Source organism: Candidatus Goldiibacteriota bacterium (assembly GCA_016937715.1).
Lineage (GTDB): Bacteria > Oederibacteriota > PGYV01 > PGYV01 > PGYV01 > PGYV01.
Genome location: JAFGWA010000124.1, coordinates 1 through 15,202, shown reverse-complemented (window position 1 = coordinate 15,202; position 15,202 = coordinate 1). Strand labels below are relative to the sequence as shown.

Below are 15,202 nucleotides of genomic sequence, written 5' to 3'. Positions count from 1 at the left end.
TGCCGGCGCGGCATTAAACAGCTCCTGCCGCAAACATAGTATGTTTATGCGGCACGCACTGAAAAAACACACCCAACCCCTGTTTTGCTTCTGTCTTTCCAATTTCGAATTTTCAATACTTGTTTTTTTGTCTTTACTTCTGTCCCTCTGTCCCTCCGTGCATCCGTCCCTCCGTTGTTTTTTATGCAACTATTTTGCTTCCCAGGCGTTATAATATAAATATATGGCAGATAATTCAAAGAAGGGGCTTTTATGAAAAAAACGCTTCTGGCTGTTTTATTTTTATCATGTATTACCTTCCTGCACGCGGCAGGCGAATTATTTGATTTTTATATTCCGTGGAATGATAACGCAAATACCATAATTGACATGTCTTCTTTTGTGAACCGCGATATTGACGCGGAAGGGTTTGTAAACGTTGACGGTGCGGGCCATTTTAACGTCAATTCCGGCAGGATAAAATTCTGGGGGACAAACACCACTTTTGGCGGAAATTTCCCGTCCGCTGCAAACGCGCCGGGAGTTGCCGCGCGCCTTGCCAAATACGGTTTTAATATAGTCCGTTTTCATCACATGGATATGTTTGATATCTGGACATCTTTAAATCCTGACAGGACAATAAGCGCAGAAAAATTTGACCGTATGGATTATTTTATTTATCAGCTTAAGCAAAACGGAATATATACAGATTTAAACCTTTTAGTTTCCCGGCCTTTCGCGCAGGGGACGGAACTTAACGCTGATATAAACCTGATAACAGAATGGAAAGAACGCGCCGTGCTTGGTTTTTTTGACCCTGCCAACAAGGCTCTGCAGAAAAAATTCGCGTATGACCTTTTAACCCACGTTAACCCTTATACAGGCAACGCTTATGTTAACGAGCCGTCTGTTGCTTTTATAGAAATTAATAATGAAAACGGCCTTGTCCACGCGTTTTTATCCTCGCAGTTAGACGCGCTGCCGCCTTATTACGAGAGCCTTTTGCGGCAGCAGTGGAATGACTGGCTGAAGTTAAAATACGCAACGCAGGCAGAGCTTATAGCCGGCTGGAATGTAATTGACCAGCCGCTTGGCGCGGAAATAATCTTAAACGGAACTTTTGCCTCCGGGATTTTATCTCCATGGCTCTATAACCCGCAGCCGGGGGTCGTCGGAACAGGTACTGTTGAAGCGGGAGCGGGGCCGGGAGGCTTAAACGCCGCGCGTATTAACGTAACCACAGCCGGCGGTACAGAGTGGGCTGTGCAGTTTAATCAGGGAAATTTAAACGTGACTGCCGGAGTGCCGTACACTGTAACTTTTTACGCGAAAGCAGATACTGACAGGACAATTTCTGTTGAACTTGGAATGGACCATGACCCGTGGGTAAGCCTTGGTTTCAGGGCAAATTTAAATTTAACGTCTTCCTGGCAGCTTTTTACTTTCAGTTTTACCCCCGGTGCGTCTGATACTGACGCAAGGCTGAATTTTTCCGGAATGGGGCTTGCTTCCGGCGCGTCTTACTGGTTTACGGATATTTCATTAAAACAGGGCGGCATGCTGGGTTTAAATGAAGGCGAAGACCTTTATACAACAGGCATTGATAATTTTAAAATGAGTTTTGCGGGAAGGACACAGGACGGACAGAAAGACTGGTACAGGTTTTTAACATATACGGAAGAAAATTACTGGATAGAGATGCGCGATTATATTAAAAATATCCTTGGAGCCAATAATATAATTTTTGGGACTATATTAGGATGCAGCAACCCCAATGTTCAGGCGAATTTTCAGGCAATTGATTCGCACTCTTACTGGGAGCACCCGCAGTTTCCGGGGACTCCATGGGATTCTGTAAACTGGTATCTTACCAACAGGGCAATGGTAAATTATCCGGCTGAATCCACAATTGCATCGCTTGCCACAAAAAATGTTTTAAACAGGCCGCACCTTGTGACAGAAACAAACAGCCCTCATCCGGGAACTTATTCTTCTGACCATTCTTTTATGACGTCCGCTTACGCTTCGTTTCAGGATTGGGACGCCGTGTTCCCGTTTGATTATAACGGCGATGATAACTGGAATAAAAACTACATAGACGGTTATTTTGCCGTGGCAAATAACCCGTTAAAGATGGCATCGTATCCCGCGGCGGTTATGTCTTTTTACAGGGGCGATATAAAACCCGCGCAGCAGAAAATTGTGGTGCAGATAGATAAAGCCGCGGAAATTGACCAGACTTTATCAACATGGGCGTGGAAACTTGTGGACGCGCAGACAGCGGGAGAAAACCCCAAAGCAGCTTTGGTTCACGGGCTGGAAATAGCTGTTGAAGGGCAGACAGTGCCCGCGGGCGCGGTTGCGCCGGGCACCACGGACGTGTCGGGAAGTGTTTTAAATTCAGATACAGGCGAACTTTCCTGGGATAATTCCGCGGCCCTGCAGGGCGTGTTTACCGCGGACACAGATATGACCAAGTATCTTACAGGTTTCACATCCGGCAAAACATATATGATGTCCGGCGGCGTTACCATAACACCGGGTACTTCGCTGCAGCCTTTTTCGGCTATTGCTTTAACCGCCCTTGACGGCAATTCTTTTGCCTCCGCGCAGAAGATTCTTGTAACAGCCCTTGGCTGTCAGAAAAACACGGGCGATTCGTGGTATACATATCCTGATACCCCGATTGCTTTTCCTCCTCCTCACGGCGCGCAGGTAACATTAAGAAATCAGTGGGGGGTATCCCCTTCAATGGTGGAAGGCGTTAACGCTCTTATCACCCTTCCGTCTGACCCCTCGTTTACAACAGTCTGGGCGCTTGATAATACGGGCGCAAGAAAAACAACAGTCACCGTAACAGACGCGGGCGGCTTTGCTCAATTTGGCATATCTCCGGCGTATCAGGCGGTGTGGTACGAAGTGGATGTTCTGCACGCTGAATATACTCCGACGGCGACAATTACAATTACACCGGCATACTCGGCAACGGTAACACGCACAATAACGGCCACTTCCACAATTACGCTGACCCCCACTATGGCGGTGTCTGACCTTATAGACGACTGTGAAATTTTAACCGATCAGAATTTATGGGGCGGCTACTGGTACACTTATAAAGATACAACAAGTACGGCAGCAGGCGCCAAGGAAATTCCCGGTTCACCTGTATCTCCGGGCGCGGCTTATCACGCTTTAGGTAATGTTATATCAGGCGGCTACGCCGGTATTGGCACTAATTTTGCAAACGGCGCCGCAGAAACGGACATATCGCAATACGCGGGCGTGCAGTTTTATATAAAAGGAAACGGCACAACAAATATTAATCTGGCAATTGTAACGGGTAATTTCAGCGAAATTCCGGCGTATAACAACTGGCAGTATTCATTTACGCCTCCCACAGACTGGACTTTAATTCAGATACCTTTTTCCTCTTTAACCATTCCTTACGGAACCGCATTGCCTTTAATGCTGGATAGGGCAACAGATATTCAGTGGAAGATACCAAATACGGGAATATTTGAAGTGTTTATAGATGATGTCGCGCTTTATTATCCGCAGCCATCGCTCACCGTGACGGTAACTGTAACCTCAACAGAGGCGCTAAGCCCTACTGTGACAATTTCATCTACCGTTACAACCACGTTTACGGAAGTATTAAGCCCCACTGCCACGGAAACTCACACAATAACGGAAACACAGACAGATACAGCCACAGTAACAGAAACTATTACAGTAACTGAAACCGGCACAATTACAGAAACGCAGACGCAGACACCGGAATTATCGCCCACTGCAACGTACACAATATCAACAACTGTTACACAGACAAATACACTTACCGTTTCGCCGACAGTAACAGTAACAAATACACCGGTAAGTACATCCACACCTACGCTTACATCCACAACGACGCATACAAAAACAGCCACACCTACTGTTACAGCTACCAGGACAATATCAGCCACGGCTTCTGTGACGCTTACCCGCACGGTAATTACAAATACATATACCGTAACTATAACCGCCACTATTTCGGCGGACACTCCCACAATAACTCCCACTTTGACTGCCACGCCTTATCCGCAGGGCGACACATTAAAAGTGGAAGATGTGCTTGCTTACCCTAACCCTTTTGGCCTTGACGGTTCAAAATTAAAATTCAGGTGTGTGTTAACAAAGAATGTGAAAAGGGCGACGGTAAATATTTATACGGCATCTTTCAGGCTTGTAAGGTCAGCGTATGTAATAAACGCTCCCGCGGGATTGTGTGTCATAGAGGCAGATAAAATTAAATCGGAAGAGCTTTCAAACGGGACGTATTATTATGTAATCACCGCGAAAACAGCATCCGGAGAAAAGTCGGATTCAAAACTTAACACTCTGATAATTATAAAATAATATTAAGCAAGCGTGATTTTTCTGAATCCCCTCACGGAATTTACCAGGTATATATTGTCAGCGTTCACAAGGTCGTCCATATGAAGCGCCCGTTCTTTGTATAAAGACGGGTTCTTTTTTAAAAGAAATTCCCTGAAAGTGCCGGGTAAAAGCCCGCAGGAAACAGGGGGCGTGTAAAATATACCCTTTATCTCAGCGAATATATTTGACGAATGCGCCTCTGTCACTTCGTTTTTTTCGTTCAGGTAAACCACATCAGCAAAGCCTTTTTTGGCGTATTTTTTAAAATCATTGTCATAAAATTTCCTGTTTTCGGTCTTGTGATAAAGATAAATGTTTGAACTGTCCATTTTAAGGTTTGAAATGGCTGTCTTTCCGCCGGCCATTGATGAAAGGCGTTTTGCTTTGGCGGATATTTTTCCGTCCGGTGAAAGCATGACGCGGACTTTAAATTCCCCGCGCGAATGGCGGTGTTTCAGGGAACACAGAGTTTTTTTAAAATTCATACAGCTGAACTTTCTGCCAAAAAAAGCCGCCGATTTTTTCATGCGTTTTAAGTGCAGGCCGGGCAGAAAATATCTGCCGTTTTTCAGTAATAAACTTTCAATTATTCCATACTTGTTTTCCAGCTCCGTTAAAAAAGACGCTTTGCCAAGGCATTCCTTATACTCCGGCAAGGCTTTAGAATCATGCACAATGCCGCTGCCAATCCCCATTCTGCCTGTATTATCCGCAAGCTCAATTGTACGGATTGGTATTGAAAAGACAGAATGTTCTTTTGAGGTAAAACCAATAGCCCCGGTATAAATGCCGCGGGGTGATTTTTCTGTTTTATGAATTATATTCATCGCGCTTATTTTAGGGGCGCCGGTGACAGAGCCGGAAGGAAACAGCGCTGTGATTATGTTATTAAAATCCGCATTACCCTTAAGCCTGCCGCGGACTGTGGAAGTCATCTGGTACAGCGTCCTGTATTCTTCCACCTCAAAAAGCTTCGGCGCGCTTATGCTGCCTGTTTCGCATATCCTGCCAAGGTCGTTTCTTAAAAGGTCCACAATCATTATATTTTCCGACATGCCTTTTTCATTTTTTAACCGGCGCACGGGATTTTTAATGGTTTTGTTTTTAAGTAAAGTGCCTTTCATGGGGCGCATTGTAATCTGCCTGCCTTTAAGGCTGAAAAATAGTTCCGGTGACAGGGATATTATTGTCCTGTTTTTTATTCTGATAAAAGCCGCGTAAGACACGGGCTGGGTTGTACACAGCGCGGCGAATAAAGACGCGCTGTTTCCCTGAAAATGAAAATTAACATTAAAGCAGTGGTTGACCTGGTAGGTGTCGCCGTTATTTATAAGTTTCATTATACGGCTGAATTTTTTTTTGTAAGTTTTAAAATTTTCTGAAAAATCAAATGATGATACACAAAATCGGTCTTTATAAAATGGCAATAACGGCAGTATGTCAAGTTTTTTGAAAATGTACGGCGTTTTATATATCCCGAATTCAAGAAATGGAATTTCTAAAGTGTTTTTTACGTTATGAAATTTTTTTTCAAGGCCGTAACCTGCTTCGTAAGCCATTAAGCCCGCGGCATAATATCCGTTTTGCGTAAAATCCGCAATATTTTTAAGTGCGCCGTTTATAGCATCGGCATTGTCACACTTAATTTCGCGCAGCGGCTTTGTAAAAAGATATGATGTGCCGCCCGTATCAGGCGCGGAATAAAGAAAAATGCCGTTATCATTACCTGTAAGAAAACTTTTAAGGGTGTCAATATTTTTCATATACACAGTATATTATGAAAGTCATAAAGGGTCAAACAGGAACAATTAAAGGTTTAAAATGTACCGGTATACTTGTATCCGCGGTATTTATATGATATAAAGGATAAAATTTGGAGGTATTAATGTTAAAAAAACTTATGATATTTTCTTCGCTTTTGTTTATTACATCGCCGGTGTTTTCAATGATGGAAATCATGGTAGAAGCCGACAAGCCCATAAAAGCATATAATTATGTATTAGGAAAAGATGAATTAACGCTTTTAAACCCGGCAGATACGGCTGACGCCATAAAAGGGATAACGGAACTTAATGTTGTAAAGAGGGGTTTGGGCAGGATGCAGGGTGATATTATGATTACTGCCGGTACTTATGAACAGGCGGCCGTAATGCTTGACGGAATAAGGATTAACGACCCGCAGACAGGTCATTATAATCTGGATATTCCAATAACTTCACTTGATATTGAATCAATAGGGGTAATTACAACAGCAAGCCCGTTTTCAGGCTTTGGCGCTTTTACGGGGCTGGTATCGGTGCAGTCGCGCAGTATCAGTAAAGACAGCGTAATGACTAGGGCTGAATACGGCTCCTATAATACGTGGTCGGCCGCTGTTTTAGCCGCAAAAAAAGTTAATGATTTTACAGCGTCAATCAGCGCGGAAAAAGCGGGTTCTGACGGATACTGGCCGGAAACTGATTACACAAAAAATACCGCTTTTTTTAAAGCCGGGTACGGCGGCAATACATTATCGCTTGCGTACGAGGATAAAAATTACGGTGCGTATGATTTTTACACGCCCGGCAGAAATATGCCGTCGCGTGAATTTCTTATCACCCGTTACGCTGCGCTAAATCTTAAACCCTGGGAATTTTTATCGGTGAAACCTTATTACAGGTATCACTATGATAAGTTTATTCTGAATAACAATAATCCCTCTTATTATCAGAACAGGCATAATACGTCTTTGTATGGGGCGGATGTTGATTTACAGTTAAAAGCGAATGACAGTATTGAAGTACGGGCTAAAACCGGGCTTCGCAGGGAAGAGATACAAAGCAGCAGTTTTAAAAATCATTACAGGGCTGTTGGTGAAGCGGATATAGCCGCCGCCATATCGCTGCCGGCTGATTTAAAGTTGTCCGTGGAAGGTGCGCTGATAAGTTATAACAGCACGGCAGAAACTGACTTTCTGCGGTCTGCCATGCTGGAATGGAACGGGCTGGAAGTCGCAAAACTTTACGCGGGCTGTTCTGAAAGCTCGCGGTATCCAAGTTTTACGGAACTTTATTATAATGACCCGTTTACCGCGGGCAATGACGCGTTAAAGCCGGAGCGCAACCTTGATTTAAAAACTGGATTTGATATGGAAGTGGGGGCAATACATTTTTCTGTTGAAGGACTTTACAGATATTCAACGGATTTAATTGACTGGGGCAAAAATGACCCAAGCGACGCCAAATGGGCGGTTGACAATATAGGCAGGGTTAATACCGGCTCTGTGACGTCAGCGCTTAAAATGCCGCTTGCTGTTTTTAATATAAGCGCCGGGTATACGTATACGGATTCGTACGCGTCAGCTTCATATATTTCAAAATACGGGGCCAATTATCTGCGCAATAAATTTTTTACTTCCGTGGATTTTGAACTTTACGGATTTATCACGTATTTATCCTATATGTATAAAAATTATGATGACAGGAAAGACGCGTATAACAGTTTTGACGCTTCAATTTCATACGTTTTTATGGAAGCTGTAACCGCGGTTATAAAGTGCGAGAATATTACAAATATGTATTATGAAGAGATAAAAGGCATACCGGCTCCGGGAAGGGTTTTAAAGGTAATCGTAAGTACACAATTCTAAAACAAAGAGACAAAACCTGTAATCATTATTATAAATTCATACGTCCAATTGACAGAGGTTTAATTTGGTATTATTATATGAACGGTAAATAATACAGTAAACACGGGGTGAAAAATGAAAAAAGTATTTTTATTACCGGTATTTGTTTTATTTATGCTTTTATCTGTGACGTTAAACGCGGCCATAAAAGGCGCGCAGAGCGAGATAGCAAAAAAATACGCGGATAAAGACCAGACGCCCGTGGTGCATTTTGTACCCGAAAGCGGGGCGGCTCTTGGTTTTATTATGTATGCCGACATTGACGGCGAGGCGGGTAATGAAATTATAATACCTTACACCGTAAGAAAAAAGGATAAAGATATTGAAGACAGGGCGGATGTAGCGCCGCAGCTTCTTATGATAGATGTGGTTCAAAACGGAAAAAAGATAAGGGGTTTTATAGAAGTGGACCTTGCTTATGTAAGAAAACCCAAAGTATACATTCACGCCGAAAAGATAGCGGGTTCAGAGCTTCCAAAAGTATTTGTAATGGTAAATGACGGATTTGAAAAAGGGTGGGATAAAACCTTTGTGCTGGCTTATAACAGTTTTGATTCTAAAGATAAAAACAGGCAGAAAGTATATGATACAGTCCTTATGCCGTGGAAATTTGTTTTAAAGCAGTTTGGCAAAGAGCCGAACATAGTTGAATTTTCAACCAAATTAAAGGAAAACCACGGAAAGTTTTATATAAGGCTTCTGGATAAAAGGGCAAAATGGCCTAAAATATCCAAAAAACAGCTTGAAGATTTTAAAGCGCAGCTGCAGGAATACAGAAAAGAGCTTTTCTGGGAATACGGATATGAAACAGCGGGGGATGCCGAATAATATAAGGGCGGCCATAGTGTTTCCTGACAAACACAGATTCATATGATATACATATGTTAAGGGAAAAAGAGGTATAATATATTATATGAAACGTTTTAAGTTAATTATTTACCTGTGGGTTCAGGAGACGAAATGAATAAAATATGGATAAAAGCGCTTATATCTGCCGCGATTGTTTTTACCATGTCATTTCATATTTTTGCGGCCAATCCTGATAAAATATTCGCAATCATCTCATCCGACGCGCAGCAGTACATGCTTGCTTATGACGGATTTAAGGATACCATTGAAAAAAATATTAAAATATCTGTCATGTCCGGAACAATCAATGGGCAGAATAAAAATGAAATTGTGTCGTCAATAGATTCTTTTGACCCGCAGATTCTGCTTGCTGTGGGCACAAAGGCTTTTAATTTAGCCAAAGAGATACAGGGTTCCAAAAAAATAATTTATTGTATGGTTTTTTCAGATAATGAAATAGACGGTAATAATACGGCAGGGGTGGAATTTAATATTCCTGAAAGTTATAAAACGGAGAAAATTAAAGAGATAATTCCAAATCACGGGACAATGGGGATTATTTATACCGGCGCTTCAAAAAAACAGTTTGAAGACCTGAAAAAGGCATGCGAAGAAAAAAACATCCCGCTTGTGGATATAAGGATAGAAAGCGGGGAAGGTTTTTCAAAAGCTTTAAACAGGATAAAAAAAAGAATTGACCTGTTTATGATGGTAACCGATTCCGTGCTTTATTACCCGGGTTCTGTACAGTATCTTTTCCGTGAGAGTATAGATAACGGGTTTGGTGTAATAGGCCTTTCGTCTTTTTATACAAAGGCAGGCGCCGTGCTTTCGTTTGACTATGACTATTATTACGTGGGAGTTGATGCCGCCAAACTTGCCTTTGAAAGATTTTTCAGCGGCGTAAATAAAAAAGCTGATGCCTCCGGCAGGATTGTTTATTCTCTTAATATGAGCGTTGCGGAAGAACTTGGAATTAAATTTTCAAAGGAAGCAGTTGATAAAGCTTCAGAGGTGTTTGGCAGATGAAACTTGATAAAAAGTTAAACGCTTATTTTATAATTACGATAATAACCTTAAGTTCTCTTATGGCGGCAAGTTTTGTTTTTATGGAATTAAGGCATATAAAGGAATCGCTTAACGAAAGGGCGGAACTTATCATTAATGAACTTGCTTCTAATATAGAATTTTCCCTGTTTGTACGTAATTATGACGAAGTGGAAAAGAGGGTGAATGACGTACTTAAAAATGAAGATGTGGTCTTTTGTGTGCTTAAAGATAATTACGGCCAGATTATCTATGAAAACGGGGATAAAGGCGCGCGCAATGTCCGTCATTTTAAAAAAGAGATATTAAGGGAAAAGGCCAGGGAACAAAGCGAAGAAACAATTTTTGGCATAAGTGCCGAAACAAAAGAACCGCTTGGAACAGTGCAGATTAATGTATCTGATTCAAGCGGCAGAAAAGCAATTGCGCTCATACTTCTTCTTGGCATGGCTGTGACTTTAATTGTCATAATAACCGCGCTGCTTTTCAGCAGGTATTTTCTTAACAAACTGGTGGCTGCCCCCGTTCAAAAACTTATGGAAGGGACAAAAAAAATAGCTGGCGGAGATTTCAGTTATAAAGTTCAGGCGCATACGGATGATGAAATTGGAATTCTGGGCGAGGCTTTTAATAAAATGACCGGGCAGCTTTCCACTACTCTTGTATCAAAGGACTTTATTGAAAGTATATTCACGTCAATGGCCGAAGCTCTTATAGTTGCCGATAAGGACGGCAGAATCACTATGGCTAATAAAGCTGCCGAGGAGATGACCGGATTAAGCGAAGATGAGTTAAAAGGCACGTCTGTATACGGATACTTTATGCTGTTGGATATGCAGAAGTCCGCCGAAATTGAAGGGAATATTGAAACTGTCTGTTTTTCAAAACGCGGCAAAATACCGGTGCTTTTTGGAGCCGCTTTTCTTAAATCTAAGGATAACAACATAAACGGCTATGCCTGCGCGGCAACGGATATAAGCAGGATTAAAGAAACGGAAAACAGCCTTAAGAACGCTTTGTTTAAAATAGAAAAATATACCGGAGAACTGGAAGAAAGCAATATGAAACTTAAGGAACTTGACAGATTAAAGAGCAGTTTTTTGTCAATGGTATCGCACGAACTTAGGACGCCGCTTACTTCCATAAAGGGTTATCTTGCATTCCTGCTAAGGGGGGCGACAGGGCCTATAACAGAGACTCAGAAAGATTATCTGGAATCAATAAGCAGAAATTCAGAGCGGCTGTTAAAACTGATCAATGACCTTGTAGACTTAACTAAGATGGAAAAGGGGACGTTCGCTGTAAATAAAACCAAAAGTGATATTGTAAAAGTAATGAATAAATGTATAAAAGAAATGGAACCTATGCTGGCATCCATGAAGCTAAAAATTATAACAAATTATGAATCCGCTTCTATAGAACTGCAGGCGGATGAATACAGGTTAAGCCAGGTGTTTATAAATGTAATCAATAACGCTGTGAAATTCTCTCCCGCGGATTCGGCGATTACAGTTACAGTTGTTTCAGGTGATGCGGAAAAATTTAATGTACCGCAGGACAATTTAAACGCCGGCTTATACGGGAAAAAGTGCTGTAAAGTGTCAATTAAAGATCAGGGAATTGGTATGGAAAAACAGTACGTTAACAGGGTGTTTGACAGGTTTTACCAGATAGAAGATATAAATACCCGTAAATATCAGGGCCTTGGGCTTGGGTTGAATATAGCAAGAAATATTGTGGAAGCACACGGGGGCAGTATATGGGCGGACTCTGAAGGAAAGGGAAAAGGGACAGTTTTTGAAATTTTAATACCTGTCGAATAAAAAAAAATAAATTTATTCTAAACAGAAATAAGGAGGTATTTATGAAAAAAGTTCTGTTTTTTTCGGCGGCATTGGTGCTTTTTTACGGTTTTGTTTTTAGTGCTGACTTTCAACAGTACGCGCAGGCTGAAGGTGCGGGTGTTTCCGAAGAAATCTGGTTTATGAAAATACCCGAAGTTATAACCGCGTCAAAAACAAGTGAAAGCTTAAACAAGGCGCCGGCCATAGTGTATGTGATGACAAGGGAGGATATAAAACTGTCCGGGGCTAAAAGCCTTGCGGAAATTTTAAAACGTGTCCCGGGTATGCGCATATCTGTCCGTGAAACTTCCCTTTTAGGGTCGCGTGGTTTTACATCCGATCAGAACGACAAATTCCTTTTTCTTATTGACGGTACGCCTATAACCAACATAATGCAGGACGGGACATATAATTTTATAGATATGCCTAATTTGAACATGGTGGAAAAAATAGAGGTTGTAAAAGGACCGGCTTCCACGTTGTGGGGTTCTGACGCCACTTTTGGAATTGTAAACATTATCACAAGAAGCGGTTCGGATGTTGATGGAATTACAGATACAGTGGATTATTCAACAGCTAATAATCAGATAACCGGAAATGTTTTGGCTGGCGGAAAAATGGATGCGGGAAGCTATTTGTTTTCTCTGACTTACACTGAAAGCAGCGGGTATGCTTTTGGCGTAAATCACAATGAAGGCAATACCGTTTATCAGTGGGGCAATGAAAAAGATGTTATCCAGAGCGGGTTTGTAAATCCGCCGCTTGAGGAAAATAAAGGGCCAAGGCTTCTGGATTATTCGCCAAGTTTTGAACTTTACAGCAAAGCTGACCTGGGAGATTTTATTTTAAAAGGTCGCGTTTCGTATATGGCGCAAAAGTATCTTTGGAATACAAATTATGATTATAAAATGACTGATGCCGCCATGAAACACATGTTTCTTGAAATTGAAAGAAACTACAATTTAGCAGATGGTATTTCGCTGTCCACAAAAATTGACGGGCATGGCCTTATGTATGAAAGGGGAATTCCTGTTTCATATGCTCAAGGCGTAACCTGGGTGGCGGCTGATATTGAAACAATGACAGAGATGGGTTTTTCCACAGAAGCCATACTGCACGCTGAAGTTGCTGATATACACAGAGTTTTAGCCGGAATTAAATTTTCAAGGATAAATATAGGGCCTGATACGCGTATTGAATATCTGCCTGATATGTCTGATTCCGGTAATGTGGGGTATTTATATGTAGTGACCCTTAAACCCGCGATTGATAATACCGTAGGGGCTTACCTGGAAGATAATATTGATTTAACTGACAATCTGACGCTTGTGGGCGGGCTAAGCTGCGAATACAACGATTTAAGGGAAATGGGAATTAATTTAATGCCAAGGGCAGCTGCTGTTTATCAGATAAATAATGAAATTTCCGCAAAATACGCGTACAACACGGGTTATGGCAGGCCGCCGGCGCAGAAGAAATTTGGCAGGTATTTTGGGCACGCGCAGAAATCCGAAAAAATTCAGGAACATGACGTGCAGGTAATGTTCAATAATAAAACTTTAAGTATTTCAGCTACCGGTTTTAATTATTATATTATGGATTACCTTACCTGGTACGATGACGGCACAGAAGATCCGGTTACGCACGTTCATATGAACGCCGGCCACTATAATAAAGGCGTGGCTATAAGCAATGGTATTGAATTAAGCGCGCGCGGCAGTTTAGGCAAAGATTTGTCCTTGTATGGTAATTATATGTTTGCAGAGATTGAAATAAACGGCAGTATTCCTGTTGGAGAGCCCAAGCACGTGTATAATGCCGGTGTTGACTGGTACTTAACGGGCGATATTTCCGTAAATTTAAATGTAAACGGATTTGTTGACATGTATCACGGAAAAAGCGCTGATGGAAGGGATTTGTACTGGAGCGGATGGCAGGAGCAACTGGTTGACCTGACCGTGGTTGCGGAAAACATATTTGACCGTTTTTCAGTAACAGTATACGGCAACAATCTTTTAAACAATAAGGTTCATGTAGGCATGACCGGCTATCCGGGATACACGTACCTTGGAGGGCTGTCAGCAGGAGCTAAAATTTCAGCAAGTTTCTAAGATAAAACAGAGGCAGCGGTTTGAGCTATAGGCAATTAAGCATAAGCGTAAAGGCCACAAGAAACGCTATGGACAGAGGGATGGTTTATTATTTTACATTGGTTGGAGCGAGTCTGCGAGCGAAAGCAGGCGGGATAGACGCATCTCTTTAGGTCGCATTGTTTTTTTGTTTGTATTGTATTGGTAGACGCGGGTCTTTAGCCCGCGCGATTTTTTGTCGTGGATCTTAAATCAAATGTTTAAAATAAGCCGCAATATATTGCGGTTCTACAATAAAATCTATTAAAACCGTCCCCTAATACTTACGCTGGCAAAAACATAAAATTCAAATCAACTGCCGCGGGCTGAAGACCCGCGTCTACCAGTGCAAAAGGTCTAAACCGTCCCTCTGTCCCTCCGTACATCCGTCCCTCAGATTTGTATACCAAGCCTCTAAGCATCCAATTTAAAACAGCGTCTCTTTATCATCCAGAAATTTCTGTATGTCAAAATTATTACCTAAACCCCTTTCATTAACCCAGGTTGACCATAAATCAGCAAAGTGTATAAGGTGGGTCAGCGGGTACACGTTTCCTTTAATATCCTCAAAAGACGGGACATACGGGCCGTCGTGGTAGGCGATAGCCTGCATTTCTTCCCTTGTAAGTTCAACAAATTTATTTATTAAAAGCAGGCTTTTATGCGCGCCGGAAAAAGACATTTGATTCTTGTTCCAGAAATACGGCTGCTGTTCTTTTGTGGCGCCGTTATTCTTATTATATGTGGCCTGTCCAAAGCCGTCTGTCACTTTATGGGCGTCATGAAAAAGGCAGCACAAAATGACAGATTCATCCGGATAAGAGGGAAGCAAAACAGGCTTGATTTTAAGCGCTGTTTTTGCAACTCCAACGGAGTGAATTAAAAGGCCGCCTTCGCTGCAAAGGTGAAATTTGGTGGATGCGGGCGCTTTAAAAAAACCGTGGCGTTCCAGATACGCGGCAAGTTCTTTTACGCCTTCGCGTTTTAATGCCGTATTAAGAAGTTCATAGTACTCTTTTTTAGCGGTTTCTATTGTCATATATACCCTCCTTTATTTTTTTCCAAAGATATATTGACACACGCCGCGGATTTTGTATATCGTAAAAAGGGTATAAATACGAGGGACGGAGGGACAGAGGGACAGAGGGACAGAAGGACAGAAGGACAGAAGGACAGAAGGACAGAAGGATAGAAGGATAGAAGGATAGAAGGACAGAAGGACAGAAGGACAGAAGGACAGAAGGACAGAAGGACAGAAGGACAGAAGG

The 15,202-nt window shown here is 42.0% G+C and carries 8 protein-coding genes; 6 read left to right on the top strand and 2 right to left on the bottom strand.

The window, feature by feature from the left end; genetic code table 11:
* Positions 1-252 precede the first annotated feature (252 nt).
* The gene (locus tag JXR81_11785; protein MBN2755523.1) at positions 253-4,377 is read left to right on the top strand and encodes a CIA30 family protein; all 4,125 of its coding nucleotides are present in this window, start codon (positions 253-255) and stop codon (positions 4,375-4,377) included.
* A gap of 2 nt (positions 4,378-4,379) precedes the next feature.
* Here the strand turns inward: JXR81_11785 and JXR81_11780 are convergent, their stop codons facing one another.
* Positions 4,380-6,161: a chorismate-binding protein gene (locus JXR81_11780; protein MBN2755522.1), complete on the bottom strand. Its 1,782-nt coding sequence runs from the start codon at positions 6,159-6,161 to the stop codon at positions 4,380-4,382.
* A gap of 122 nt (positions 6,162-6,283) precedes the next feature.
* On the opposite strand from JXR81_11780, the gene JXR81_11775 reads away from it, so the two are divergent.
* The 5 genes from JXR81_11775 to JXR81_11755 all read left to right on the top strand — a co-directional run bounded on the left by JXR81_11775 (position 6,284) and on the right by JXR81_11755 (position 13,916).
* A complete protein-coding gene (locus JXR81_11775) occupies positions 6,284-8,026 on the top strand; it encodes a TonB-dependent receptor (GenBank protein ID MBN2755521.1) in 1,743 nt (580 codons plus the stop codon).
* 114 nt (positions 8,027-8,140) lie between these two features.
* Positions 8,141-8,893, top strand: a complete 753-nt coding sequence (locus JXR81_11770) for a hypothetical protein (protein MBN2755520.1) — start codon at positions 8,141-8,143, stop codon at positions 8,891-8,893.
* A 132-nt stretch (positions 8,894-9,025) separates the two neighbouring features.
* Positions 9,026-9,943 carry a hypothetical protein gene (locus JXR81_11765; GenBank protein ID MBN2755519.1) on the top strand — a complete coding sequence of 306 codons (918 nt, stop codon included), beginning with the start codon at positions 9,026-9,028 and terminating at the stop codon, positions 9,941-9,943.
* Entirely contained in the window at positions 9,940-11,784 is a 1,845-nt protein-coding gene (locus JXR81_11760) for a PAS domain S-box protein (GenBank protein MBN2755518.1), read from the top strand. The genes JXR81_11765 and JXR81_11760 overlap by 4 nt, the downstream gene beginning before the upstream one ends.
* 41 nt (positions 11,785-11,825) lie before the next feature.
* A complete protein-coding gene (locus tag JXR81_11755) occupies positions 11,826-13,916 on the top strand; it encodes a TonB-dependent receptor (GenBank protein MBN2755517.1) in 2,091 nt (696 codons plus the stop codon).
* 445 nt (positions 13,917-14,361) lie between these two features.
* Here the strand turns inward: JXR81_11755 and JXR81_11750 are convergent, their stop codons facing one another.
* A complete protein-coding gene (locus JXR81_11750; protein MBN2755516.1) occupies positions 14,362-14,973 on the bottom strand; it encodes a phosphohydrolase in 612 nt (203 codons plus the stop codon).
* Positions 14,974-15,202: the final 229 nt, after the last annotated feature.

What these genes read in the sequence shown, in the direction of transcription:
- JXR81_11785 (MBN2755523.1), top strand. Translation starts at nt 253, where the DNA reads ATGAAAAAAACGCTTCTGGCTGTTTTATTTTTATCATGTATTACCTTC.
- JXR81_11780 (MBN2755522.1), bottom strand. Translation starts at nt 6,161, where the DNA reads ATGAAAAATATTGACACCCTTAAAAGTTTTCTTACAGGTAATGATAAC.
- JXR81_11775 (MBN2755521.1), top strand. Translation starts at nt 6,284, where the DNA reads ATGTTAAAAAAACTTATGATATTTTCTTCGCTTTTGTTTATTACATCG.
- JXR81_11770 (MBN2755520.1), top strand. Translation starts at nt 8,141, where the DNA reads ATGAAAAAAGTATTTTTATTACCGGTATTTGTTTTATTTATGCTTTTA.
- JXR81_11765 (MBN2755519.1), top strand. Translation starts at nt 9,026, where the DNA reads ATGAATAAAATATGGATAAAAGCGCTTATATCTGCCGCGATTGTTTTT.
- JXR81_11760 (MBN2755518.1), top strand. Translation starts at nt 9,940, where the DNA reads ATGAAACTTGATAAAAAGTTAAACGCTTATTTTATAATTACGATAATA.
- JXR81_11755 (MBN2755517.1), top strand. Translation starts at nt 11,826, where the DNA reads ATGAAAAAAGTTCTGTTTTTTTCGGCGGCATTGGTGCTTTTTTACGGT.
- JXR81_11750 (MBN2755516.1), bottom strand. Translation starts at nt 14,973, where the DNA reads ATGACAATAGAAACCGCTAAAAAAGAGTACTATGAACTTCTTAATACG.